Below are 24,932 nucleotides of genomic sequence, written 5' to 3'. Positions count from 1 at the left end.
GAGCCGCTGCCGGGGGCGCGCCCCCGGCAGCGGCCAGCGGCGGCACCGAAAGTGTAACCGATGTATCCGGTCCAAAGTGTTACCTATGTATCCGGTCTAAAGTGTTACCGATGTATCCGGTCGTACAAGGGGCCCATTGCGCAGCGATGGGAGGGTGAGGGGTACGAGCGATCAGTCCCTGTTCTTGTCGCATGGCTTGATCGTTCCTACCCCTCACCTTCCCATGCCGTCGGCATGGGCCCCTTCCTCTCCCCGCTGTCGCGGGGCGAGGAGACAGCAGCGAGGGAGCCAGGCGCCGCCCCGAGATCCTCGCTGCGCTCGAGATGACGGGGATGCTCAGCGTCGACATGCGGTTGTTCGACCGGAGCGCGCTACTTCTTCCAGCCTTTCATCGGCCATTCGAAGCGGGCGGTGGCGCGGTCCTCGGGCCATACCGACACATACTCCTTGCCGCGCAGCTGGATGAGGTAGGTCGCCGACAGGGTGTTCTGCCCGGTCTGGTCAAACGTCACGCCGCGGTAGCCGATCATCAGCTGATCTGGCTTGAGGTCGGTCGCCTTCAGCGCCGCCTGGATCTTGTCGGGCGCGGTCGAGCCGGCGCGGTTGATGGCTTCGGCCAGCGCCAGGAAGCCCTGCATCCAGCGCGCGCTGGTGTCGTCCAGGTCGCGCCCGTGCCTGGCCTTGAACATCTGGTTGATGACGTAGCTGCTGCTGCCTGCCTTGCCGACATCCCAGGCGCTGCGGTTGACGGCGCCCTGTGCCAGGTCGCCGACATTGGGAATGAACGTCGGATCGGAGAACCCGGCATCGTCGCCGATGATGATCGGCGGCAGGTAGTCGAGGTTCCGCATCGTCTTGAAGTAGAGGATCGTGTCGGCCGTGTAGCTGATGAAGATCACGGCGTCGGGATTGAGCGTCTTGAGCTGCAGCACCTGGGCCGAGACGTCGGCGCTGTTGGCGTTGTAGGGGATCTGGGCCGCGACCGCGATGTCGGCGCTCTTGGCGGCAGCCAGGATGCTGCCGGCGACGGAGCTGCCGTAGTCGGTGTTCTCGTTGACGACGGCGATGGTGTCGATCTTGCGGCCGGCCTTCTTCAGGTCGGTGAGGAACGCGGTGTAGGCCTTGGCGAAGTCGCTGGCGATCGGCCCGGTGCGGAAGACCCACTTGAAGCCGCGCCCGGTGATGTTGAGCGCCACCGAGTCGGCGACCAGGAACGGCACGCCCTGGCGCTCGGCGACGGCAGTCGCCACCAGCGCCACCGACGAATGGTAGGCGCCCAGCATGGCCGCGACCTTTTCCTGCGTGATCAGGCGCAGCGTCTGGTTCTGCCCGACCTGCGGGTTGCCCTGGTGGTCGGCGCTGACAAGCTGGATCCTGGCGCCGCCGAGATTGGGCAGGCCGGCGGTGGCCGCCAGCGGCAGCTGCGCGAGATCGGGATAGGTGCCGTTGACGATCTCGGCGCCCAGCTCGACGGCGTCCTTGGCGGACTGGCCGGCGCTGGCGGCGTTGCCGGTGAGCGGGTAGATGACGCCGATCTTCACAGGGTCGGCGGCAAGGCCGGGCAGCGCCGCCAGCGCGGCGATGCAGGCGGCGAGCAAGGGCGCAAATCCCTTCACCGTTCTCCTCCCGATGCAGCGGGCTCGTGCGAGCCTTCTCTTGTCCGACCTTCTGGTCAGAGGTCTGACCACGTTAGGGTGGCCCGGACGGGGCTGTCAACCGGGCGCTCATGGGGCCGGGCCGCGCCGCTCCAGCGGCGCCTCTTAGTCTTTTGCAGAAGAGCGCCGCTGGAGCGGCGCGGCCCGACCAGAACGAAGTCGACCTAGCGCTGCAGCCAGAAGGTGTCGGGGCGGTACATGCCGAAGAACGAGCCGGGGTGCCAGCTGTAGATGCCGTTGCGCGGCACGTTGCGCAGCTTGCGGCTGATCACCACCGGCTGCTGCGAGCCGGAGATGACGCCGATCGAGAACTGCTGCTCGGCATGGGCGGTCAGGATCTCGCGCCAGATCGCCTTCTGCGCCTCGGGATCGACGGTCTTCTCCCAGGTGTCGACCAGCTCGATCAGCCGCTGCACCGCCGGCATGTCGCACGACTCGCCGGCCTTGCCCTTGCTCTCGCGATAGAGGCCCCATTTCGGCCATTGCAGGTCGCCCAGCGTGCCGGGGGCGAACTCGCGCGGGCTGGAGGCCGCGGTCGGCATGGCGTTCTCGACGCCCGGCCATACCGAGATCATGGTCTCGCCGGCGGCGACGCGCTGGCGCAGCAGGTCGCGCGTCTGCGGCCGGATCAGCAGCTTGATGCCGGCGCGCCGCCAGGTCGACTGGATCAGGCTCAGGATGTCGGTCTGCTCCTTGGTCTCGCCGGCGGTCTCGGCGACCAGCACCAGCGGCCGGCCGTCGGGCATCAGGCGGACATTCTCGGAATCGCGCTTCGTGAGCCCGATCTCATCGAGCAGCTTGCCGGCCTGCTTGATGTCGTACTTGATATTGAGCTCGCGATACGCCGGCTGGAACAGCGGCGATCCCGGCCGGATGGTGTTGTTGCTGGGATGCGCCATGCCCATGAACACCACCTCGTTCACCTCGTCGCGGTCGATGGACATGGACAGCGCACGCCGGAAGCGGGGATCACGGAACAGGGTCTGCAGCACCGGGTCGTTGTGGTTGAAGTTGGGGTAGAGCGCCAGCTCCGAGCCGTTGCCGGTCTCCCACAGCAGCACCTCGAACGAGAACGTCTTGGTGTTGCCCTTCAGGTACGTGTAGTCGTCGAACTTCAGGTAGCGCGCCTGCAGGTCGGTCTCGCCGCTGCCCGCCTTCAGGGGAATGACGGTGGGCGACACGACGCTCAGCACGACCTGGTCGATATAGGGCAGCTGCACGCCATTGCTGTCGATGCGATGGTAGTAGGGGTTGCGCTCGTAGACGAGGCGGGTCGACGGCGGCTTGGTCCTGGGCACCCAGGGCGACAGCGACGGCAGGTCAGGATTGTCGCCGACATACATCTGGTCGACGCGGTTGTGCAGGCGCGTCCAGCCCTGCATGCGCCACTTCTTGACCAGCTCCTCCAGCGCCTGAGGCTCGACATACCTGGCGTGGAACTGGCGCAGGTAATGCGCCGGCCGGTAGATGAACAGCGGCAGCGCCCGCGCCAGGGCCTCGAGGAAGTAGGGATTGGGCGCCTGCCAGGTGAACCGCACCGTGGCCGGGTCGACGATCTCGAACACCGGCGGCTTGTTGTCGACCAGCATTTCCGCCGGCGGGCCGTTGGGGCTCAGCTCGCGATTGTTGGCGACGTCCTCCCACCAGTAGCGGAAATCATCCGCCGTGAAGGGGTGCCCGTCCGACCAGCGATGTCCCGGCCGGAGCCGGAGCGTGAAGCGGCGGCCTTCCTCGACGGTGTAGGCCTCGAGAATGTCGGCGCGCAGGCTGAGATCGGGCTCGAAGGCGACGAGGCGGGTGTAGCCGTAGGTGGCCATCAGCCTTGTGTCGCGCTCGGCGCCCAGCGTGACGATGCTGCCGCCCGGCTGGCCCGGCCCGTCATTGCCGGCAAAGCCGCTCACGACCATGGGCACGCTCGGGATGCGCGCCGAGACTGGCGGCAGCGAGCCGGCCTTGATGCGCTCCTGCCAGTAAGGGTTCTCCAGCACCTTGGGCGGGTCGGCGGCCGCGCTTCCCGGCAGCGCCAGCCCGCCCAGTAGCCAAGCCATCGCCAGCGACCCCACCTGCCGCCGCGACATGCGGCGCGCCGCGCCAGCGGCCTTGAAGCGAACGCGCATGTTCACCCCTAAAAAGTCATTTCCGGATGAATTCTGCCTGTCTTGGCCGCGCGCGGCGACACTTAATCGTGAGGCCGCCGTCGTGGACCGTCATCGGGCGCGCCTTGGCCCTGTATAGTCATCATCCTGCCCGAGGCCCTTCGCCATCCCTCGCTCCGCTCGGAGTGACGGGGGATGTTTCAACGAATTCGCTGGTCCTGAGTCACACCGAATCCGCTGCAACATCCCCCCTTCCGGCGCTTCGCGCCACCTTCCCCCTCCGGGGGAAGGTCACTGAAAAAGTCACAAACGCTCGAGATGACGGGAAGGACGTCAGGCGGGCTTGCCGCCCAGCAGGTGGCGCACGGCCGGCCGTTCAGCCTCGATGCGGATATACCAGATAAGCAGCGCCGCGATGATCTTCACCGCCACCGGCATCACGATGTACACGATCACCAGCGCCGTGGTGTCGTACTTCCCGGCGCCGGGATCGAACCCGAGCCAGGCCGCGACCGGCAGCGACAGCGCCGCGCCTACCGCCGTGGCGAGCTTGGTGGCCAGCGCCCAAAGCCCGAAATAGGCGCCGGTCTCGCCCTTGGTGTCGGCGCCTTCCTCGGCATTGATGATGTCGGCCAGGATCGAGGGCGGCAGGCCGTAGTCGGCGCCCAGCCCCAGGCCGGTGATGGCCGAGGCGATCACGAACAGCCAGAGATGGCCGGGCCCGAAGAACACCGCGACCGACATCGCGATCGCGGTCAGCGCCATGCCGACAAACCAGGCCGATGCCTTGCTCAGCCGCTTCGACACGAGCAGCCACATCGGCACGCTCGCGGCGCCGGCGATGAAGTAGGTCAGCAGCACAATGCCGGCATCGGTCTTGGTGCCCTTCAGAACGTGCTCGACATAGAACAGCATCACGCTGACGGCGATGCCCAGCGCCGATCCGTTGACCACGAAGACCAGCAGCAGGCGGCGGAACAGGCGATTCTTCAGCGGCGCGGTGAAATCATGGAAGATCGAGCGCCGGGCCTTGCGCACGACCGCGCCATGCACCCCGGGCGGGGAGCGCAGCAGCGCCGGCAGCGCCGCCAGGACGCCGATGGCGATGAACAGCAGGCCGAACACGCCGTAGCCGCGCACCTCGGCGCCATGCTGCGCCGCCTTGAGCTGGGCCTGGGCGGCCAGGGCCGCGGCATGGTCGCCGGCGGCCTTGGCGGCCACTATCGCGGCCCGTGCCTCCTCGGCGACGTGCTTGGTGTCGGCGAAGAACCCGGTCGACGTCAGGATGGCCGGCAGCACGACAGCCAGCGTCATGCCGGTCAGGCCGAACACCTCGCGGCCGACCGTGACACGGGTGCGCTCGTTGTAATCGTCGCTGAGTTCGGCACCGTGAGCATGATAGCTGATCGAGGTGCCGGAGTAGCCGAGATGGACGATCACCAGCGCCACCAGCAGCCAGATCTGCAGCCCTGTCTTGCCCAGCGCCTCGACCGGCGGGAAGAACAGCGCCGCAAAGCCGCCGATCAGCAGCGGCAGCATCGCCGCGACGAACAGCAGCCGGCCGTTGCGGCGCGCCGTCATACGGTCGCTGACGAAGCCGATCACGGGGTCCTGCAGCGCGTCGATGACGCGCGTGACCAGCAGGAACAGGCCGAGCGAGGCCAGCGACAGGCCCAACGTCTCGCCATAGAATTTCGGAACATTGAGGACGACCGGGAGCGCCGCCATGGCCAGCGGCAGCTGCAGTGTCGAATAGGCGACCAGACGGCCGAACGGTATCTTCACCTGGCGTGCTGATGTCGGCACACCGGTCGGGGGAGATTGCACGCGAGCCTTCCTGTCCGCCTTCGGTCGTTGACACAAGGGATATGAGGAAGCGGGTGCTTTTGGCAATCCCCAAGTACAGGTGTGCCCCCTGAAAGGGAGGCCGGCTCATCGCGACAGTTGCACGACCTTGTCGCGGGCCAACTCGGCGATGTCGTCAGGCGAGAGGCCCAGGTCGCGCAGCACCGCCTGCGAATCGGCGCCCAGAGCCGGGGCCGGCGCCGCCACGCCGGCCGCGGCGCCGTCGACCCGGAAGCCGGCCCCCAGAGTTTCGACCGGCTGCGGATAGCCCGGCTGGTCCATGCGGTGCTGGATCCCGGGAGTCTGCCGGTAGGCGCCGTCGAGGTACTCTTCGATCGTGCGCACCTTGGCGGACGCGATGCCGGCGGCATTGAACGCCGCCTCCCAATGCGCGGCCGTGCCCTCGCGCAGGCCGGCCGCGAACTGGGCGCGCGCGCCGTCGAGGTCGGCGACGATGAAGAAGCCGCCTTTGCTGCCGGCCGGCGCAAAGCGCGGGTCATCCTTCAGCGCGGGCCGGCCGATGATCTCCAGGGCGCGATGGCCTTGCTCCGGCGTGTTGGCCGCCACCGACAGCCAGCCGTCGGCCGTGGGGAACACGCCCGAGGTCGGGCTGGAGGCCAGCGACCGGTTGCCGAAGCGCTCGGCCGCAATGCGGCCGACGCTCCAGGTCGAAGCCGGTCCGATCATCAGCATCAGCGCCGAATCGGCCATGGCGACGTCGACGCGGCAGCCTTTGCCGGTGCGCTCGCGCTCGAGCAGGGCCGACAGGACGGCGCAGGCGCCGTTCATGCCGGTGGCGATGTCGATCGCCGGGAAGCCGACCTTCATCGGCGGCTCGCCCGGCTCGCCCTGCATCATCATCACGCCGGTGGCGGCCTGGATCGCCTGGTCGTAGCCGGCACGCCCGGCAAAGGCGCCGCTTTGTCCCCAGCCGCTCACCGAGCAATAGACCAGCATCGGATTGAGCGCCGCGGCCGACTCGTAATCGAGCTTCAGGCGCCGCAATTCGCCCGGCCGCAGGTTCTCGACCAGGATATCGGCCGTGGCGATCAGCCGGCGCAGGATGTCCTGGCCGCGGCTGTCCTTGAGATCGAGCGCGACCGAGCGCTTGCCGGCGTTGAGGCCCACGAACTGCAGCCCGAAGCCGGGTGGCGATTGTCCCGGCCGGCCGGCACGCATCACGTCGCCGGTGCCGGGCCGCTCGATCTTGATCACGTCCGCCCCGAGCTGCCGCAGGATATGGGTGACATAGGGGCCCGCCAGCACGTGGGTGAGGTCGACCACGCGCTTGCCGGCAAGGGGTGTGAACATCGGACAACGCTCCCTTCAGCTCATCGGCCATCCGATCATCGCAGAGATCGAAGCCGGCGCGACCGCGAATCCGCGACGGTCTACCGCGTCATCCCAGCGTCGCGCACGGCATGGATCTTGCGGTACTTAACATTATCTGCATTTCGGTGTATGATGAAAAAAGTGAATGGTCACATAATTTATGTGATCTGAGGAATGAGGTTTATCGTCAATGATCTACACTATTTTCCTCACAGTTTGCCTGGTAGGCTCATCGCATTCATGTGAGGTCCGGGAGCAGATTGCGCATGACCTGTCCGCGCACCCGGGCATGGCTTTCGTGCAGGCCCAGTCGCTGATCGCCCAGTGGGCCGAGGACCATCCTCGCTATGTCGTGCAGCGCTGGAACCTCAGGCCGGGCAGGGGGGCGTGATGGCTATCGGGCGGTCGGCACCCGATCGCGCGGCTGTCCTGGCCGCGCGACCTGCCTGACCCCATAGCCTTGTTGCCGGGTCTGACCTCACAGGCTCAAGGGTTTGGGGCTGGGTTCACCCAAGGGTTGACGACGTTCAGCCCTGCGGCCTGGAACGGGCCAGTGTCGCGAGTGGCAACCGTGAAGCCGCGTATCGCAGCTGTCGCTGCGATATAGCCATCGGCCTTGCCAATGGCCTTTCCGGCCACCTGGGCTTGCGCCATCAAGTCAGCGTAGGCTTGCGATGCGTCCAGGTCGAAGGGCAGCACGCGGCCTGCGAACAGCGGCAATACATCCCGCTCCAGGCGCTCACGCAACGTCGCGCGCCGCTTGCCGATCGGCAGCGTCGCGATACCGAACCGAAGCTCGGCTACGGTAACCGCCGACAGGTAAAGTGTTTCGATCGCCTGCGCGTCGATCCACGTCAGCACCCGTGCATCGGGCGCGGGTTTCCACGGCTCGGAAATGACGTTCGTATCAACGAGGATCATTCAAACTTCATCGGCTTGGCCGGGGTCTTGTCGCGCAACTGCTCGAAGCGCTCGGCATCCTCGTCCGTAAGCCTCGCTTCCCGACCAATGGCCGCCAAGAGCGAGCCCAGCTTGACCCGGCCTTCCGGTTTCGCGGCCTTCTCCAATATGTCGCGAATTTCAGCTTCGGTGCTGCGGCCGTGCATGGCGGCACGCACGCGCAAGGCACGATGCACCTCGTCAGGCACGTTGCGGATCGTAATGGATGCCATGGCTTGCAGACCTCAAGAGTGCTGCGATTGATATCAATATATAAAAATGCAATCGTCAGGACAATGCCGCTCAGACTGGATATCGTTCAGACGGGGCGGCCCCGACCGCGCTGAGCGGCGGTGCAAGGCATTCGGCTCAGCGCCGCCGCGCCAGCCGCGCCTCGCGCAGGGTGACGTAGGTCGCGGCGGCGAAGATCAGCGCGCCGCCAACCCAGACATGCCAGGTCGGGGTTTCGTCGAACAGCATGTAGCCGAGCAGGGTGATCCACAGCATGCGCGCGAAATCCATCGGCATCACCGCCGAGGCCTCGGCGTAGCGGAAGGACTGGCCCATCAGCAGGTGTGTCGTCGTGCCGGCCAGGCCGGCGGCCAGCATCAGCGCCCATTGCGTCCAGCTCGGATCGCGCCATACGAAGACGGCCGGGATCAGCAGCACCGGCGTGATGAGGATCGTCGCCCACGCCGTCATGCAGGGCGAGGTCTCGCTGCTTGCCATGCGCTTGATCACCAGCAGCGCGCTGGCCCAGAACACGGCGGCGAGGATCAGCAGGCCCCAGCCGATGTTGAAGCTGCTGCCCGGGCGCACGATCACCAGCACGCCGCTGAAGCCGATCAGCAAGGCCAGGCCGCGGCGCCAGCCAACCCGCTCGCCCAGCAGCAGCATGGCCCCGGCGGTGGCGAAGAGGGGCGCCAGGAAGCTGAGCGCCGCGATGTCCGCCAGGATCACCAGCGGCACGGAGGCGAACCACATCGTCATGGCCATGACCTGCAGGCCGGAGCGCAGGGCGTGCAGCCGGAACACCGTGGTCCGCAGGCCGGCAGCGCCCAGCCGCAGCAGCCACGGCGCCAGCACGACGAGGCCGCAGAACATGCGCAGGAACACGACCTGCAGCGGGTGCAGATCCTGCGACACGATCCGCACGCAGCCGACCATCGCCGTCTCGCAGATCGTGGCGGCGACCCACAACGCCATGCCGATCAGGGTCGCCGATGCCGGGCGGGAACCGGCCGCGCTGGCCGGCTCAGGCACGTCTTGCGTGTGCCGGCGCGATCGCGGCTCGGCCCTCCAGCAGCGTGTTGGCAGCCAGGGCGCCGAGCACGACGGCGCCACCCAGCAGGCCGACGGCGCTGGGAGCTTCGCCGAGCGCGAGCCAGACCCAGAGCGGGCCCAGCACCGTCTCGAGCAGGGCCACGAGGCTGGCCTGCGCCGCCGGCAGGTAGCGGATGCCGAGCGTGAACAGCACCAGGCCGAGCCCGAGCTGGACGATGCCCAGGAAGGCCAGCCACGGCACCTCGTGCAGGGGCGCGGGGAAGGGCCAGGCCAGCGGCAGGGTGATGGCGGCCGAGATCAGGCCGCCCAGCACCACGGTCGGCATCATGTCGACGTCCGGCCGCGTGCGCAGCACCACCATGTTGGTGGCGAAGCAGGCGGCGCAGATCACGGCCAGCACCGACCCTGCCATGCCATGGGTCGAGAGCGAGTCGTTGACCATCAGCCCGACGCCGGCCAGCGCCGCCATCATCGCCAGCCAGGTGTTCCAGCGCACCGGCTCGCGCAGCACCACGCGCGCCAGCAGGGCGGCCATCAGCGGCGCCGACGCCGTGACGACCAGCACGTTGGCCACGGTCGCCTCGCGCAGCGCCAGGATGAAGACGATGAACGAGCCCGAGAGGCACAGGCCGCTGAGCAGCATCGGCCCCAGCGCATGGCGCAGGCCGTAGATCGTCGCCCGGCGCCGCCACACGGCGAGATAGAGGCCGACCACGATCGCCATGAACAGCGAGCGCCAGAACACGACCTCCCAGGTGTTGGCCTGGAGGCTGCGCACGACGAGCCCGCCGAAGCTCCAGCACAGCGCGCCGCCGGCGACCAGGGCCACGCCCAGCATGTAGGACGGCCGGGTCATGCGGCGGTCGTTGTCTGGCGGATCGGGAACCGGATCATGGGCTGCGGCGGGCGGGACACGGGCGTGGATTGATTGTGGCGCAACCATCTCCGGGGCGGGCACCCAATCTAGCGCAGATGAATCGCCGGCCGCCACCGCGACCGTCGCCTGCAGCCTGCGCTGATCGCGTACCGGCCTTGCCTTCCCCGCAGGGTATTCGCACGTGACCTCGCTGTCATCCCGAGCGCCAGCGAGGGATCTCCTGCGGCAAGGCGCACGGTGCGCCATTCGCGGGAGATCCCTCGCTACGCTCGGGATGACGGTAGGGGCATATGCGAATGCCCCGCCCGCAAACGGGCGCGGGGAGAGGAGACGGCAGCGATGTGTCCATATGCGCTCACCCTGCCTCGAACGCGCAGCGAAGATGCCTTCGCATCCGGCGCCGTCGCGTCTACAACAGGCGGCGATGAGCCATGCTGCGTCCGATCTGGTGCCGTTTCGACCGCGCTTCCCCTGGCTGACGGGTGATCTGCAGACCATCGCCAACCGCTTCCTGCCGCGTGTGTCGGACCTGGGCGCCGCCGCCAGCGAGCGGCTGCGCCTGCCACTGGATGACGGCAGCGGCGACACGCTGCTGGCGATGCTCGACCGGCCGCGGGTCGACCAGGGCGGGCCGGCGCTGGTCCTGATCCACGGCCTGACCGGCTGCGAGACCAGCACCTACATGCTCAACACGACGCGGCATTTCCTGGCGCTGGGGCACCCGGTGCTGCGACTGAACCTGCGCGGCGCCGGCCCGTCGCGGCCGCTGTGCGGCGATATCTACTATGCCGGGCGCAGCCAGGACGTGCGCGCCGCCCTGCGGCTGCTGCCGGCCGACCTGACGGCGCGCGGGCTGGTGGCGGTCGGCTTCTCGCTGGGCGGCAATGTGCTGCTGAAATACCTCGGCGAGGAGGGCGCGGCCGCGCCGCTGCGTGCCGCCGTCGCCGTGTGCGCGCCGATCGATCTGTCGGCGACATGCCAGCACATGCTGCGGCCGCGCAACTGGTTCTATCACCGCTACATCATCGCCATGATGAAGCGCGAGGCGCTGGGACCGGGGGCGCGCCTGACGGCCGCCGAGCGTGCCGCCGTCCGAAGCGCGCGCAACGTCTGGGAATACGATGACCGCTTCATCGCCCCGCGGCACGGGTTCGCCGGGGCGGAGGACTACTACGACAAGAGCAAGGCCGTGCGCTACATGCCGGTGATCCGCACGCCGACCCTTCTGATCGCCGCCGCCGACGACCCGTGGATCCCGGTCTCGATCTACCGGCGCTTCGCCTGGGCGGCGAGCAAGGCCCTGGAGCCGCTGCTGGCGGCGGGTGGCGGCCATGTCGGCTTCCATGCAGCCGGCAGCCCGACGCCGTGGCATGATCAGGCCATCGAACGCTTCATCGGGGGGAGCATGCCATGAAGGCGAATCTCGTGCGCGTCGTGCTGGCCATCCTCGTGCTGGGCGTGGGCGCAGCCTCGGCCTCGGCCGAGGACAAGATCGGCAAGAACTGCACCTTCAAGGGCAAGAAGCTGTGGGGCAAGGTGCAGCTGGTGACGTCGGGCGGCGACCTCAAGGCCGAGGTGGTCGATGCGTTCCCCGACCTCAAGGTGCAGAAGGTGACGTCTTTCCCCGATGCCTGCGGCAAGTGGCAGATCGTGACCTCGCTCCCCGACCTGAAGGTCCAGCTCGTCTCGTCCTTTCCGGATATCAAGATCCAATACGTGACGACGTTCCCGGGCAAGCCGTAGGAGCGGGCGATCGGTCATAGCCGTCATCCCGAGCGTAGCGAGGGATCTCCCGCGAATTGCGCACGGTACGCCTTGCCGCAGGAGATCCCTCTCCTGAGCCTGTCGAAGGGGGCGCTCGGGATGACAGCGACGTCATATGCGAATCGCCTGCCCCTCCGGGGGAAGGATTAAGCCACACCCTCTCGGGATGACCGCCTACACCTCGATCGCCAGCGGCTCGCTCGGCCAACGGCCGGCAAGCAGGTCCTGGAGCAGCCGCGCGAGATCGCGCGGCACGAAGCGCTCCGGCGATGCCGCGATCGCGCCGGCCGACCACCAGCGAAAGCCGCGGAAGCTGTCGCGCTCCTCGGCGGTGAGCTCGAGCGGCGCCGGATCGAAGGCCGCGACCCGCTGGGCGTAGACCCTGGCCACCGTCAGCACGCGCTCGCCGTCGCGGCTGAGCGCCTTCTCACCCGTCCATACCCAGCGGCCCGGCGTCTCCAGGAGCAGGCCGGTCTCCTCGCGGATCTCGCGCACCAGCGCCGCCTCGAACGCTTCGCCGTCGGCCAGCGAGCCGCCCGGCGTCACCCAGAAGGTGGGGCGGGCCGTGGCGCCGGATTGCGGCAGGCTGATGCGGCCGGCCGCCAGCCGCATCAGCAGCACGCGGTCCTGCGGGTCGATCAGCAGGGCGCGCGCCGATGCGACGATGCGCATGCCGGCCGTTCCGTCATTGCCCGGCCGTCACTTGCCGCGCAGCAGGCGGGCGGCATCGACGGCGCCGTAGGTGAGGATGCCGTCGCAGCCGGCGCGCTTGAAGCAGGCCAGCGTCTCCAGCAGCACCTTGTCCCACACCAGCCAGCCATGATCGGCGGCGGCGCGCAGCATGGCGTACTCGCCGCTCACCTGGTAGGCGTAGGTCGGCACGCCGAAGGCGTCCTTCACGCGGCGCACGATGTCGAGATAGGGCAGGCCGGGCTTGACCATCACCATGTCGGCGCCCTCGGCGATATCATGGCCGACCTCGCGCATCGCCTCGTCGGAGTTGGCCGGATCCATCTGGTACGTCTTCTTGTCGCCCTTGAGCGCGCCCAGGCTGCCGATGGCGTCGCGGAACGGATTGTAGAACGACGACGCGTACTTGGCGGCATAGGACATGATCTGCACGTGCTGGTGGCCGGCCCGGTCCAGCGCCTTGCGGAAGGCGCCGATGCGGCCGTCCATCATGTCCGAGGGCGAGAGCACGTCGCAGCCGGCCTCGCTCTGCACCAGTGCCTGCCTGACCATCACCTCGACCGATTCGTCATTGAGGATCTCGCCGTCGCGCACGATGCCGTCATGGCCGTCGGCGTTGAACGGGTCGAGCGCCACGTCGCAGACGATGCCGATGCCGGGCACCGCCTTCTTGGCGGCGCGGATGGCGCGGCACACCAGATTGTCGGGGTTGTAGGCCTCGCGCGCGTCGCTGGTCTTCCTGGCGGCATCGACCTCGGGGAAGATCGCGATGGCCGGGATGCCGAGGTCGCGCGCCTGCTTCACGGCCTCGACGAACAGATCGACCGACAGGCGGTCGACGCCCGGCATCGAGCCCACCGGCGTGCGGCTGCCGCTGCCGTCCTGCACGAACACTGGCCAGATCAGGTCGTCGACGCTGAGCCTGGTCTCGGCGACGAGACGGCGCGACCAGTCGCTGCGCCGGTTGCGGCGCATGCGGGTGGTGGGATAAGCACCAAGCGTGGTGAAACGCGGCGACATGACGGATCCTCTGATGGCCGTCCCGGGACGGTTGGCGGGGTTATGGACCGGCGCCGGCCGGGCCGCAACGGGCCATGCGTGGAGGCGACGGATGAAACGGCTGGTGCTGGCCGGCCTGCTCGGCGCGACGATGGCCGGCGGCGCCGCTGCCCAGGACTCGCCGCTCACCGGCTACTGGCGCGGCACCTATGATTGCGCCCAGGGCCTGACCGGCCTCAACCTGACCGTCCGGCAATTCTTCGGCGATTCGGTCGAGGCGGTGTTCCACTTCTACGCCGTGCCGCAGAACCCCGGCGTGCCCACGGGCTGCTTCAAGATGTCCGGCCGGCTCGATCCGGCCACCGGCGCGTTCTTCCTGGAAAGCGACGAAAGCCGATGGCTGGTGCAGCCGCCCAACTATGTCGTGGTCAATTTCCACGGCATGCTGAACCGCGACGGACGCGCCATGCGCGGCCAGGTCGACGGGCCGGGCTGCACCCGCTTCGCCCTGCAGCGGCTCGAGCGGCCGCCGCTGGCGCCCGAGGCCTGCACATCGGCGTTGAACTTATCGGGGCGTTGAACATATCGGCCATTTCGCGCGGCGGTACTGCGGCGGTGCGTTGACAGTCGGCATCACCGCCTTATTCTCCGCCCGCGACAACCCGGGACACGCATGGACTTCACGCTCACCGACGATCAGCGCGCCTTCCAGGAGACCGCGCGCAACTTTGCGCGCGACGAGATGGCGCCGCATGCCGCGCGCTGGGATGCCGAGAAGGTGTTCCCCGAGGACACGCTGCGCGCCGCGGCCGCGCTCGGCTTCGGCGGCATCTACGTCAAGGACGATGTCGGCGGCAGCGGGCTCTCACGGCTGGACGCGGCCCTGATCATGGAGGAGCTGTCGGCAGCCTGCCCGAGCACGGCCGCCTACATCTCGATCCACAACATGGCGGCGTGGATGATCGACGCCTTTGGCGACGATGCGCAGCGGCAGCGTTTCCTGCCCCGGCTGTGCACGATGGAGCATTTCGCCAGCTACTGCCTGACGGAGCCCAGCGCCGGCTCGGATGCGGCGGCCCTGCGCACGCGCGCGGTGCTGGACGGCGATCACTACGTGCTGAACGGCACCAAGGCCTTCATCTCGGGCGGCGGGCGCAGCGATGTCTACGTCGTCATGGTGCGCACCGGCGGCGATGGCGCCGGCGGCATCTCGGCGCTGGTCGTCGAGCGCGGCACGCCGGGCCTGTCGTTCGGCAAGCAGGAGGACAAGCTGGGCTGGAACAGCCAGCCGACCGCCGCCGTGATCTTCGAGAACTGCCGCGTGCCGGTGGCCAACCGGCTGGGGCCGGAGGGGCATGGCTTCAAGATCGCGATGATGGGGCTCGACGGCGGCCGCATCAACATCGGCGCCTGCTCGCTGGGCGGCGCCCGCGCCAGCCTGGAGGCGGCGTCGCGCTACGCCATCGAGCGCAAGCAGTTCGGCAAGCCGCTGGCCGATTTCCAGACCACGCAGTTCAAGCTCGCCGACATGGCGACCGAGTTGGAGGCGGCGCGGCTGCTGATCCACAAGGCGGCGGCGCTGCTCGATGCCAGGTCGCCCGACGCGACCCAGGCCAGCGCCATGGCCAAGCGCTTCGCCACCGATGCCGGCTTCCGCATCGTCAACGAGGCGCTGCAGCTGCATGGCGGCTACGGCTACCTCAAGGATTTTCCCATCGAGCGCTACCTGCGCGATCTGCGCGTGCACCAGATCCTGGAAGGCACCAACGAGATCATGCGCATCGTGATCTCGCGCCGATTGCTGACGGGTTAGTTGCCCTCTCCCGAAAGCGGGAGAGGGAGGGGCCCATGGCGCGCAGCGCCATGGGAGGGTGAGGGGCCGCAGTCGAGGTCCTTAGCCCCTCATCCGGCCGCCGCTGCGCGGCGTCCACCTTCTCCCGCCGGCGGGAGAAGGAAAAAACAAGGAGCATCGTGTTGACGACCAAACCTGAGATTCTTTTCGACATCCAGCACGGCCTCGGGCTGATCACGCTCAACCGGCCCAAGGCGCTCAACGCGCTGACCCTGCCCATGATTCGCGAGATGGAGCGGGTGCTGCCGGCATGGGAGGACGACCCAGCGGTCAAGGCCGTGGTGCTGCGCGGCGCCGGCGAGCGCGCGTTCTGCGCCGGCGGCGACGTGGCCGGCCTCTACCGCGAGATGCGCGACGAGCCGGACGGCACGCTGCGCCGCGACTTCTTCCGTGAGGAGTACATCGTCAACCGCCGCATCTACCGCTACCGCAAGCCCTGGATCAGCCTGATCGACGGCATCGACATGGGCGGCGGGGTCGGCCTCTCGGTGCATGGCTCGCATTCGATCGCCACCGAGAAGTTCCTGTTCGCGATGCCCGAGACGGCGATCGGGCTGTTCCCCGATGTCGGCGGCGGCTACTTCCTGTGCCGGCTGCGCGGCGCGCTGGGCGCCTTCCTGGCGCTGACGGGCCACCGCCTCAAGGTCGCCGATGCGCTGTGGGCTGGCATCGTGCAGGCCCATGTGCCCAGCGCCAGGCTGGCCGAACTCGTGGCGGCGCTGGGCGCAGCCGACCTCTCGGGCGAGAACGCGCGGCGCAAGGTCGATGCCGTGGTGGCGACGTTCGCGGCCGATCCCGGCACGCCGACCTTGCCGGCGATCATCGGCGATATCGACCGCTGCTTCTCGGCCACGACGCTGCAGGAGGTCATCACCAAGCTGCGGGCGCACAACAGCGACTGGGCGCACAAGCAGATCGACGTGCTGTCCAAGATGTCGCCGACGGCGATGAAGATCACGCTCGAGCAGCTGCGCCGCTGCGCCAACCACTCGTTCGAGGACTCGATGACGATCGAGTACCGCATGGCGCAGGCCTGCATGCGGCCGGGCGAGGATTTCTACGAGGGCGTGCGCGCGGTCCTGATCGACAAGGACCAGAGCCCCAAGTGGAATCCGCCGACCATCGAGGGCGTCACGGCGCAGATGGTCGAGGCGCATTTCGAGCCGGTGGCCAACGATCTCGTGTTCGATTGAGGGGCGTATTCTCCTCTCCCGCAAGCGGGAGAGGAAGGGGCCCATCGTGCGCAGCACGATGGGAAGGTGAGGGGCCAGGGACGCGATATCGCGTGTGAAAGCCCTCGCCCGCCGGGCGCTTCGCGCCCGTCGACCTCTCCCGCTTGCGGGAGAGGTGAAGACCCTCTTGCCCGCTTCTCCGTTCCGGTCGAAATAGACGCATCGCAGTGGAGGAGACATCATGGCGCGGATCGCATTCATCGGGCTGGGCAACATGGGCGGGCCGATGGCGGCCAACCTCGCGAAGGCGCAGCACCAGGTGGCAGCCTACGACTTGTCGGACCAGGCTGTCGCGGCCGCGGTGGCCAACGGCGCCAGCAAGGCCGCCAGCATCGCCGATGCCGTGAAGGGCGCCGAGGTGGTGGTCACGATGCTGCCGGCCGGCAAGCATGTGCGCGAGGTCTACGAGGGCACGGTGATCGGCGCCGCCGCCAAGGGCACGCTGCTCATCGACTGCTCGACCATCGACGTCGAGAGCGCGCGTGTCGTCGCGGCCGCGGCGGCCAAGGCCGGCATGGAGATGGTGGACGCGCCGGTGTCGGGCGGCACCGGCGGCGCCGCGGCCGGCACGCTCACCTTCATGGTCGGCGGCGCCGATGCGGCGTTCGCGCGCGCCAGGCCGTTCCTCGAGAAGATGGGCAAGAACATCGTCCATGCCGGCGGCAGCGGCAACGGCCAGGCGGCGAAGATCTGCAACAACATGATCCTGGGCGTGTCGATGCTCGCCGTGTCGGAAGCCTTCATGCTGGCCAAGCGGCTGGGGCTCGATGCGCAGAAGCTGTTCGACGTGGCCTCGACCTCGTCCGGCCAGTGCTGGTCGCTCACGACCTACTGCCCGGTGCCGGGCCCGGTGCCGACCTCGCCCGCCAACCGCGACTATCAGGCCGGCTTCACTGCCGCGATGATGCTGAAGGACCTCCTGCTGGCGCAGGAGGCCGCCCGTGCCGCCAACGCCACCACGCCCCTGGGCGCGGAAGCGGCGCAGCTCTTCAGCCTGTTCGTCAATTCAGGCCGCGGCGCGCAGGACTTCTCCGGCATCATCCGCATGCTGGACGGCAAGTGAGATAGGCCGCCCGGGCAGTGCCGGCGGCGTACTCTACGCCGCCGCGGGGAAGATGCGGGACAGGAGCAGGCGGATGCCGGCCTGCAGCTCGGCGGCGGCGCCGGCATCGCCGGACAAATGCTTCAGCAGCGCCTGCTGAAAGAGGCCGTCGAACATCGCGTAGAGCAGGGGGGGCGGTAGCGTCTGGGGCGCTCCCGCCAGCTCGGCCAGCCGGGCGATGATGCGCCAGATCATGTCCTGAAGGCTCTTGTCGATCTCCGCCACGTCGGCGCGGAATGCCGGCTCGAACAAGGATTGCGCCCGCAGGTCGTACCAGAGGCGGTGCAGCGTCGCCTCGTCGGTCAGGGTCTGGGCCATGGCCGCCACGAAGCCGTCCGTCATCTCGTCGTAGCTGGAAGCGCTGGCGATGATGTGGTCGTAGCGGGTGACGCATTGCGCCTTGTAGTGGCGCACGCAGCACATGATCAGGTCGACCTTGTCGGCGAAATAGTAGTGCAGCACGCCGTGCGAGAAGGCGGAGTTCTGGGCGATCTCGCGCAGGCTGGTGCGGGCGTAGCCCAGCTCCGACAGCGTCTGCAGCGCCGCCTGGGCCAGCTCGGTCCGCCGCTCGTTGAACTTGTCGAGGCGCCGACGCTGGCTCCGCTCCAGTTGCTCGATTGCTGCGGACGCCATCTCGATCCCGTCGTGAAAGGGCCTGTCTCGTGGGCATACGGACGGACGCCACCGCGATCAAGCGATGATTGATCCGGTGCCGGCCTTATTGCGCCCCTCATTTAACTTTATTTGAATGGGTATTTATACACTTGTCAAAATAAAATCTTGACACTTGTCATGGAAATTTGCATCAGAACTGTCTGCGGCCGGCGAAGCGCCTTGCCGCGTAGCGGCCCTCGCGCCGCCAAGGCTCGGTTCAAAACAATGCTGGAGGATTCCCATATGGGCAGTTTCGACCTGACCGGGCGCAAGGCCCTGGTCACCGGCGGTGCGCGCGGCATCGGCGCCAGCATCGCCCAGGCGCTGGCCAAGGCCGGCGCCGCCGTGATGATCGGCGACATCCTCGCCGACCTCGGCGAGCAGACCGCCGGCGCCATCGCCGGCACCGGCGCCAAGGCCGGCTTCGTGCCGCTCGATGTGCGCGACGATGCCAGCTGGCAGGCGGCGGTCGCGGCCACGGTCGAGACGCTCGGCGGCTTCGACATCCTGGTGAACAACGCCGGCATCGAGATCACGTCGCTGGTGGTCGACATCGATGCCGAGGCGCTGCGCCGCATGCTCGACGTCAACATCGTGGGCGTCGGCCTGGGCATGAAGCACGCCTTCCGCGCCATGCGGCCCGGCGGCGCGGCCGGCAAGGGCGGCGCGGTCGTCAACATCTCGTCGGTCGCGGCCACGATCGCGTTCCCGTCGATCGCCGGCTATTCGGCCACCAAGTCGGCGGTCGACCGCCTGACCCGGGTCGGCGCGATGGAGGCCGGGAAGCTGGGCTACGGCGTGCGCGTCAACTGCATCTACCCCGGGCTGATCCCCACCGACATGGGCATGAAGCTGGCGGGCGACGTGGTGGCCGTCGGGCTGTGGCCCACCACCGATGCCGCCGTCGGCGACGTGGTCGGCCGGACGCCGCTGGGCCGGCTGGGCGAGGTCGGCGATGTCGCGGATGCCGCCGTGTTCCTGTGCTCGCACGCGGCCCGCTTCATCACCGGCGCCGGGCTGCCGGTCGACGGCGGCATGGGCATGTGAGGCAACCGCACCAAGACACGAGCCAAGGGTGGGAAACATGAGCGACAAGAGGCCTGTCGTCGTCTACGGCGCGTCCGGCTACACCGGCCGCCTGGTCTGCGAGTATCTGCGCGAGCTGAATGTCCCCTTCATCGCCGCCGGGCGCGACAAGGCGCGGGTGCAGGCGGTGGTCGAGAAGATCCCCGGCATCGAGACGGCCGATTACGAGGTCGTCGGCGTCGAGCACAATGTCGATGCCCTGGCCCGGCTGTTCAGCGGCGCGCGGGTCGTCAGCAGCATGGTGGGGCCGTTCATCAAGCACGGCCCCGAGGTGGTCGAGGCCTGCCTCGCCGCCGGCTGCCACTACACCGACACGACCGGCGAGCAGGACTGGGTGCTGGCCGCGCAGGCGCGGTGGGACAAGGCCTTCGCCGCCAAGGGGCTGCTGCTGTCGCCGGGCATCGCCCAGATGTACACGACCGGCGAGATCGCCGCGAACATCTGCCTGGAGACCCCGGGCCTGGACACGCTCGACATCCTGGTGCTGTGGAAAGGCTTCCCGACCTACGCCTCGACCCAGACCATCTTCACCATCCTCAAGGCCAAATGGTACCACCTGCAGCAGAACAAGCTGGTGGAGTGGAACCAGAGCGAGACCGTCGAGGTCAACGTGCCGGGCCAGCATGCGACGGCCCTGGCGCTGCCATGGGGCGGCACCAGCCATCCGATCTGGTTCAAGGACGATCCGCGTGTCGCCAACTGCCGCGTGGTCGGTGGCGTCTTCGCGCGCGAGGTGATGCTGAACGTCGTGGCGACGCAGAAGATGGTGGAGGAGAAGATCAAGCCGCTGCCGCCCGAGCAGCAGGAGGCGGCGCTGGCCGAGATCGCGGCGTCGGTGCAGGCGGGCATGCCGCCGCGCGAGAACCCGCGGATCAACACGTCGCTCGATTCGGTGCACGCGTCCGGCCCGCTGGGCCGCGCCCATTGCGTGATCCACGGCAACTGCAACTACAAGCAGACCGGCCTGCTGCAGGCCTATGCCGCCTATTCACTGCTGCAGCAGGCGCCGCGCAGGGCAGGCTTCGCGTCGGGATGCCAGGCCTTCGGGCACCGCGAGCTGCTGGGCGTGCTGCGCAGCTTCGGGCTGGTGCTGAACCCCGTCGTCACGGTCCATAGCTGATCCGGGCGCCGCTTGCCGCCATCGCTCCGGCGCGCACCCGTGCGCGCCGGGGTGTTTCTGTGGGCGGAACGGGCGTCACGGCGGCCGCCGGGCGACTCGACGGCATGCGGAGCGCCGCGTAAACCCGTCCCATCGCAAGCCGCCACCCAGGAATGCTGCCCATGTCCGGACTCATTGTCCCGTTCAACAACTTCGTGCCCAGGGTCGATCCCTCGGCCTTCATCGCCGCCAACGCCACCTTGATCGGCGAGGTCGAGATCGGCGCCATGTGCGGCATCTGGTTCAACGCCGTGCTGCGCGGCGACGGGCCCGGCATCGTGATCGGCGACAACTCCAACATCCAGGACGGCGCCGTGATCCATGTCAGCGCCGGCCGGCAGGGCACGGTCGTGGGCCGCAACGTCACCGTCGGCCACCTGGCGCTGCTGCATGCCTGCACGGTGCAGGACGACGCCTTCATCGGCATGCACTCCACGGTGCTCGACGGCGCCGTGGTCGAGACCGGCGCCATGGTGGCGGCCGGCGCGCTGGTGCCGCCGGGCAAGGTCGTGAAGGCGGGCGAGCTGTGGGCCGGCAACCCGGCGCAGAAGATGCGCGACATCGGCGAGAAGGACCTGCACGTCTTCAAGTGGTCGGCGCTGCACTACATGGAGCTGGCCAAGGCCTATACCGGCCGCCCCAACGTCATCGACGGCTCCGGCCCCACCCCCAAGGTCGAGGATCTTGCGAAGAAGGGGTGAGCGTTCTGCGCCGTTGCGCAGGCGCTCTGCTCAGATCGAACATGCTGAGGCTCAACAGCATGTGCCTTGATCGCCCTGGTTTGCGTGTTCGCCTCCAGCTTGTTCCAGGTTGCCGATTAGGATATGGCTACCCATATCAGTGGACCTGTATGGATGGGTCACATGAAGACGACGATCGAAATTTCCGATTCGCTGCTACGCGAGGCTCGCAAGTTTGCAGCTCGTGAAGGCGTCACGTTGCGGATGCTGGTGGAGCGCGGGCTGCGCCACGTCGTGACCGAGACCAAGCCTGTCGCGCCTTTCAAGCTGCGCCAGGCCAGCTTCAAGGGCAGGGGGCTGCAAGACGATCTCGATCAGGCATCGTGGGGCCGGTTGCGCGATCGTGCCTACGAGGGCCGCGGCGCGTGATCGCGGTCGACACGAACATTCTTGTCTACGCACACCGGGTGGATTCGCCATTTCACGAAACTGCATCCCGGCGGATCGCGGAACTAGCCGAGGGGCCCGCGACCTGGGCCATTCCTTGGCCATGCCTCCACGAGTTCCTGGCCATCGTGACGCATCCACGTATCTATGCGCCACCGACACCCTTGGCCCGAGCCCTTGACCAGGTTGATGCCTGGCTGGAATCGCCGACCTTGGCGCTCCTGGCCGAGACGGTGACACATTGGCCAACCCTGCGAGCGCTTGTTGCCGGGGGGCAGGTCGTTGGACCCCAGGTCCACGATGCCCGGGTTGCGGCATTATGTCGGCAGCATAGTGTACGCGAACTCTGGTCGGCAGATCGAGATTTCGGCCGATTTGCTGGCTTCAACGTTGTGAACCCGCTCGTCGGCGGTCAGACACCGACATGAGAGGCGGGCCGCCAACGAGCGGCTACGCCAGCCCGATCCGCACACGGCGGTTGTGGCGGCCCTTGTTGTCGATCTTGAGGATGCGGATCGGCGGCGAGTCGCCGGTGGCCGCGAGGTGGGTGCCGCCGCAGGCCTGGCGGTCGAGTCCCGTGATCTCGACGATGCGGATCTTGCCGTCGGTCGTGGGCGGCGGCGCCACGGAGCGGCTGCGGATCAGGCCGTGCTGCGCCTGGGCCTCCTCGAGCGGCACATAGCTGAAGCTGAGCGCGAGGTTCTGCGCGATCACCGCGTTGATCGGCGCCTCGAGCGCGCGGATGCGGTCGTTGTCGGCGCCGGGGAGGTCGAAATCCATGCGCGCGGTGCCGTCGTCGTACATCTGCACGCCGGTCACCAGGGCGCCGTCGAAGGCCTGGTAGACCAGGGCGTTGAGGATGTGGGTGTCGGTGTGGAGCTGGCGCATCATGCGCCGGAACGCCGGGTCCACCGCCGCCTCGACGGGGCCGGCGACCTCGGCGGTGCCGTCCAGCACATGCCAGAGCTGGCCGTCGACCGGGTCGAAGCCGGTGACGGCGGCCTCGCCGCCATTCCAGCGCAGCACGCCGCGGTCGGCCGGCTGGCCGCCGCCGCCGGTGTAGAACGGCGACTGCGCCAGCAGCACGCGCCCCGGCCGCGCGTCGAGCGCCTCGGTCTGCAGCGTCAGCGTTTCCGGATGATCGTGACAGTACAGGTGGGCGGCCATCGCGTCGTGGATCCTCGCAGTCCGGGGACGTCGAGGCTTACGCGGCGGCGCCGGGCGGGTATTGGCGAAAATTGCGGGCGGCGCGGGCGAACTGCAGGGGCGTGATGCCGTAGCAGCGCTTGAAGTGCTTGTTGAGCGCGCTCTGGTCGTAGAAGCCGCAGGATGTCGCCGCGTCGGCCGGCGGCACGCCCTGCCGCAGGTGGCGGCAGGCGGCGTTGAGCCGGATCTGCGTCAGGTAGGCATGCGGCGTCAGGCCGACCGTGCGCTTGAACAGGCCGATGAGCTGGAACTCCGTCAGGTCGACGCCCTGGGCCAGCGCCTCCAGGTGCAGGGCCTCGGCGTGGCGCGCCTGCATCATGTCGATGGCGCGGCGCAGCGCGCCCTCGTCGCGCGGCGCGGCCGCGATGCGGCCGCCGCCGCTGCCATGGCGCTGGTACAGGCGGCCGAACGTGCCGATCAGCAGCTCCTGCTCATGCAGGGCGTCACGCCCGTCCTCCAGCGCGCGGTGCAGCGCCAGGAAGGCGTCGATCAGGTCGGCGTCGCCGAACATGTTGCGGGTGAAGTAGGGCACCGCGTCGATGCCCAGGCCGCGCGCCACGGTGTCGATGGCCGACTGCGTCAGGTAGAGCGAACGATAGCGCCAGCGATGGCTCCAGCCCATCCAGCCGGCATGCGGCTCGGCCGGGTTGAAGACGAACAACGTCGCGGGATGCGCTTCCTCGACCTGGCCACGGCTCTTGATGACCGAGCCGCCGGTCTCGGTGATGGCGATCACGAACGCCTCGTGCGTGTGCGGCGGGTATTCGTGCGTGGTGAAATCGGCGCGCAGCAGGCTCAGCCCCTGCGTGTGCCGGTCCCACCAGTAGCGCGTCATGTTCCTGCGATCGACGCGGGCCATCGGCGTTCGTTCCTCGGGCGGCGCCCGGCCGCCCGCTCCCGATATGAGCGGCGCTCCCGGTGGTGTCAATCAAGGGCGCCAATTTTCGCCAATACCGGGCAGCCGGCGTGCCGCACCATCGGCATCGCTCCAGGGAAGGAAACACCGTGCTGGACGAGCGACACAGGATGATCCGCGCCACGGCGCGGCAATTCGCGCAACGCGAGCTGGCGCCCGGCGCCGCCGCGCGCGATCGCGAGGCGCGGTTCCCCGGCGAGGCGTTCGCGCGCATGGGCGAGCTGGGCCTGCTGGGCATGATGGTCCCCGAGGCGTTCGGCGGCGCCGGCGCCGACTGCATGGCCTACTGCCTGACGCTGATGGAGATCGCGGCCGCCGACGGCGCCGCCTCGACCGCGTTCCAGGTCCACAACCCGCGGGCGGTCGCATCGGCGTCGCCGCCCAGTCGGTCGGCATGGCGCGGGCGGCGTACGCGGCGGCGCTGGCTTACGCCAAGGACCGGCGCACCTTCGGCAAGCCGATCATCGAGCACCAGGCGGTGTCGTTCCGCCTCGCGGACATGGCGACGGCGCTGCAGGCAGCGGAGCTGATGGTGCTGCGCGCCGCGGCGCTGCGCGATGCCGGGCAGCCATGCCTGAAGGGGGCCTCCATGGCCAAGCTGTTCGCGTCCGAAGCCGCCGAGACGATCTGCTCCGGCGCCATCCAGATCCATGGCGGCTATGGCTACCTCAACGACTTTCCGGTCGAGCGCATCTATCGCGACGTGCGGGTGTGCTCGATCTACGAGGGGACGTCCGACATCCAGCGCCTCGTCATCGGCCGGCAGCTCGCCGCCGAGACCGGCTTCCAGGGGGTGTCATGATCGCGCGGCTTTGGCGCGGGCTGGCGGCACCGGCGACAGCCGACGCCTACGAGGACCATTTCACCCGGCATGTCGCTCCGGCGCTCGCCGCTCTCGCCGGCCATCGCGGCGCCTGGCTGCTGCGGCGTGATGCCGGCGGCCAGGTCGAATTCCTGGCCGTGACCCTCTGGGAGTCGCGCGACTCGATCCGGGCCTTCGCCGGCGACGACATCGAGGCCGCGGTCGTCGAGCCCGAAGCGCGCGCCGTGCTGGCCGCGTTCGAGGAGGTCGCACGGCATTTCGAGGTCGTGTCGCGCACCGGGACGTGACGGCCGC

25 protein-coding genes and 1 pseudogene are annotated in these 24,932 nt (G+C 68.5%); 13 read left to right on the top strand and 13 right to left on the bottom strand.

Features of this window, described 5'->3' with window-relative positions; translation table 11 throughout:
* Positions 1–371: 371 nt before the first annotated feature.
* The 8 genes from FHP25_RS29485 to FHP25_RS40985 all read right to left on the bottom strand — a co-directional run bounded on the left by FHP25_RS29485 (position 372) and on the right by FHP25_RS40985 (position 10,007).
* On the bottom strand, positions 372–1,616 hold the full coding sequence (locus FHP25_RS29485; protein WP_178133877.1) for an ABC transporter substrate-binding protein: 1,245 nt from the start codon (positions 1,614–1,616) through the stop codon (positions 372–374).
* Between the two features lie 203 nt (positions 1,617–1,819).
* Positions 1,820–3,772, bottom strand: coding sequence for an ABC transporter substrate-binding protein (locus FHP25_RS29480; RefSeq protein ID WP_231712521.1), 1,953 nt, complete (start codon positions 3,770–3,772; stop codon positions 1,820–1,822).
* Between the two features lie 312 nt (positions 3,773–4,084).
* Positions 4,085–5,578 (bottom strand): MFS transporter, encoded by a 1,494-nt coding sequence (locus FHP25_RS29475; RefSeq protein ID WP_147850567.1) that lies wholly within the window; start codon positions 5,576–5,578, stop codon positions 4,085–4,087.
* A 105-nt stretch (positions 5,579–5,683) separates the two neighbouring features.
* Positions 5,684–6,907: a CaiB/BaiF CoA transferase family protein gene (locus FHP25_RS29470; protein WP_147850566.1), complete on the bottom strand. Its 1,224-nt coding sequence runs from the start codon at positions 6,905–6,907 to the stop codon at positions 5,684–5,686.
* A gap of 507 nt (positions 6,908–7,414) precedes the next feature.
* A complete protein-coding gene (locus tag FHP25_RS29465; protein WP_147850565.1) occupies positions 7,415–7,849 on the bottom strand; it encodes a type II toxin-antitoxin system VapC family toxin in 435 nt (144 codons plus the stop codon).
* Positions 7,846–8,100: a FitA-like ribbon-helix-helix domain-containing protein gene (locus FHP25_RS29460; RefSeq protein ID WP_147850564.1), complete on the bottom strand. Its 255-nt coding sequence runs from the start codon at positions 8,098–8,100 to the stop codon at positions 7,846–7,848. Before FHP25_RS29460 ends, FHP25_RS29465 begins: the two co-directional genes overlap by 4 nt.
* A gap of 136 nt (positions 8,101–8,236) precedes the next feature.
* Entirely contained in the window at positions 8,237–9,130 is an 894-nt protein-coding gene (locus tag FHP25_RS29455; protein ID WP_147850563.1) for a DMT family transporter, read from the bottom strand.
* Positions 9,123–10,007 carry a DMT family transporter gene (locus tag FHP25_RS40985; RefSeq protein ID WP_178133876.1) on the bottom strand — a complete coding sequence of 295 codons (885 nt, stop codon included), beginning with the start codon at positions 10,005–10,007 and terminating at the stop codon, positions 9,123–9,125. The genes FHP25_RS29455 and FHP25_RS40985 overlap by 8 nt, the downstream gene beginning before the upstream one ends.
* Positions 10,008–10,452: 445 nt before the next feature.
* Between FHP25_RS40985 and FHP25_RS29445 the strand changes: the two genes are divergently transcribed.
* Positions 10,453–11,442 carry a YheT family hydrolase gene (locus tag FHP25_RS29445; RefSeq protein ID WP_147850561.1) on the top strand — a complete coding sequence of 330 codons (990 nt, stop codon included), beginning with the start codon at positions 10,453–10,455 and terminating at the stop codon, positions 11,440–11,442.
* Positions 11,439–11,771: a hypothetical protein gene (locus FHP25_RS29440; protein WP_218578696.1), complete on the top strand. Its 333-nt coding sequence runs from the start codon at positions 11,439–11,441 to the stop codon at positions 11,769–11,771. Before FHP25_RS29445 ends, FHP25_RS29440 begins: the two co-directional genes overlap by 4 nt.
* 195 nt (positions 11,772–11,966) lie before the next feature.
* Here the strand turns inward: FHP25_RS29440 and FHP25_RS29435 are convergent, their stop codons facing one another.
* On the bottom strand, positions 11,967–12,464 hold the full coding sequence (locus tag FHP25_RS29435; protein WP_147850560.1) for an NUDIX domain-containing protein: 498 nt from the start codon (positions 12,462–12,464) through the stop codon (positions 11,967–11,969).
* Positions 12,465–12,491: 27 nt separating this feature from the next.
* Positions 12,492–13,502 carry a porphobilinogen synthase gene (gene hemB, locus FHP25_RS29430; protein ID WP_147850559.1) on the bottom strand — a complete coding sequence of 337 codons (1,011 nt, stop codon included), beginning with the start codon at positions 13,500–13,502 and terminating at the stop codon, positions 12,492–12,494.
* A 91-nt stretch (positions 13,503–13,593) separates the two neighbouring features.
* Here hemB and FHP25_RS29425 point away from each other — a divergent pair, with 91 nt between their 5' ends.
* The 4 genes from FHP25_RS29425 to mmsB all read left to right on the top strand — a co-directional run bounded on the left by FHP25_RS29425 (position 13,594) and on the right by mmsB (position 17,628).
* Positions 13,594–14,061: a hypothetical protein gene (locus FHP25_RS29425; RefSeq protein WP_147850558.1), complete on the top strand. Its 468-nt coding sequence runs from the start codon at positions 13,594–13,596 to the stop codon at positions 14,059–14,061.
* A 93-nt stretch (positions 14,062–14,154) separates the two neighbouring features.
* Positions 14,155–15,294 (top strand): isobutyryl-CoA dehydrogenase, encoded by a 1,140-nt coding sequence (locus FHP25_RS29420; protein WP_147850557.1) that lies wholly within the window; start codon positions 14,155–14,157, stop codon positions 15,292–15,294.
* A gap of 161 nt (positions 15,295–15,455) precedes the next feature.
* A complete protein-coding gene (locus FHP25_RS29415) occupies positions 15,456–16,526 on the top strand; it encodes an enoyl-CoA hydratase/isomerase family protein (RefSeq protein ID WP_147850556.1) in 1,071 nt (356 codons plus the stop codon).
* Positions 16,527–16,746: 220 nt separating this feature from the next.
* Positions 16,747–17,628, top strand: coding sequence for a 3-hydroxyisobutyrate dehydrogenase (mmsB, locus tag FHP25_RS29410; protein WP_147850555.1), 882 nt, complete (start codon positions 16,747–16,749; stop codon positions 17,626–17,628).
* Positions 17,629–17,661: 33 nt separating this feature from the next.
* On the opposite strand, the gene FHP25_RS29405 is transcribed toward mmsB, so the two are convergent.
* Positions 17,662–18,300 (bottom strand): TetR/AcrR family transcriptional regulator, encoded by a 639-nt coding sequence (locus FHP25_RS29405; RefSeq protein WP_147850554.1) that lies wholly within the window; start codon positions 18,298–18,300, stop codon positions 17,662–17,664.
* A 264-nt stretch (positions 18,301–18,564) separates the two neighbouring features.
* Here FHP25_RS29405 and FHP25_RS29400 point away from each other — a divergent pair, with 264 nt between their 5' ends.
* The 5 genes from FHP25_RS29400 to FHP25_RS42730 all read left to right on the top strand — a co-directional run bounded on the left by FHP25_RS29400 (position 18,565) and on the right by FHP25_RS42730 (position 22,121).
* Positions 18,565–19,368: an SDR family NAD(P)-dependent oxidoreductase gene (locus FHP25_RS29400; protein WP_147850553.1), complete on the top strand. Its 804-nt coding sequence runs from the start codon at positions 18,565–18,567 to the stop codon at positions 19,366–19,368.
* Between the two features lie 37 nt (positions 19,369–19,405).
* Positions 19,406–20,527, top strand: coding sequence for a DUF5938 domain-containing protein (locus tag FHP25_RS29395; protein ID WP_147850552.1), 1,122 nt, complete (start codon positions 19,406–19,408; stop codon positions 20,525–20,527).
* Positions 20,528–20,688: 161 nt separating this feature from the next.
* A complete protein-coding gene (locus tag FHP25_RS29390) occupies positions 20,689–21,267 on the top strand; it encodes a gamma carbonic anhydrase family protein (protein ID WP_147850551.1) in 579 nt (192 codons plus the stop codon).
* 162 nt (positions 21,268–21,429) lie between these two features.
* Positions 21,430–21,675, top strand: coding sequence for a hypothetical protein (locus tag FHP25_RS29385; protein WP_218578695.1), 246 nt, complete (start codon positions 21,430–21,432; stop codon positions 21,673–21,675).
* Positions 21,630–22,121 (top strand): type II toxin-antitoxin system VapC family toxin, encoded by a 492-nt coding sequence (locus FHP25_RS42730; RefSeq protein ID WP_408068556.1) that lies wholly within the window; start codon positions 21,630–21,632, stop codon positions 22,119–22,121. The genes FHP25_RS29385 and FHP25_RS42730 overlap by 46 nt, the downstream gene beginning before the upstream one ends.
* Positions 22,122–22,143: 22 nt before the next feature.
* Here FHP25_RS42730 and FHP25_RS29375 read toward each other — a convergent pair whose 3' ends face one another.
* Positions 22,144–22,860: an alanyl-tRNA editing protein gene (locus tag FHP25_RS29375; protein ID WP_147850548.1), complete on the bottom strand. Its 717-nt coding sequence runs from the start codon at positions 22,858–22,860 to the stop codon at positions 22,144–22,146.
* A 37-nt stretch (positions 22,861–22,897) separates the two neighbouring features.
* Positions 22,898–23,758, bottom strand: coding sequence for a helix-turn-helix domain-containing protein (locus tag FHP25_RS29370; protein ID WP_147850547.1), 861 nt, complete (start codon positions 23,756–23,758; stop codon positions 22,898–22,900).
* Between the two features lie 167 nt (positions 23,759–23,925).
* Between FHP25_RS29370 and FHP25_RS29365 the strand changes: the two are divergent.
* Positions 23,926–24,617, top strand: a pseudogene (locus FHP25_RS29365) (acyl-CoA dehydrogenase family protein).
* A complete protein-coding gene (locus FHP25_RS29360; protein WP_147850546.1) occupies positions 24,614–24,925 on the top strand; it encodes an antibiotic biosynthesis monooxygenase family protein in 312 nt (103 codons plus the stop codon). Before FHP25_RS29365 ends, FHP25_RS29360 begins: the two are co-directional and overlap by 4 nt.
* Positions 24,926–24,932 lie beyond the last annotated feature (7 nt).

The organism is Vineibacter terrae, from assembly GCF_008039615.1.
GTDB lineage: Bacteria > Pseudomonadota > Alphaproteobacteria > Reyranellales > Reyranellaceae > Vineibacter > Vineibacter terrae.
This window is presented reverse-complemented; position numbering and strand designations above follow the sequence as displayed.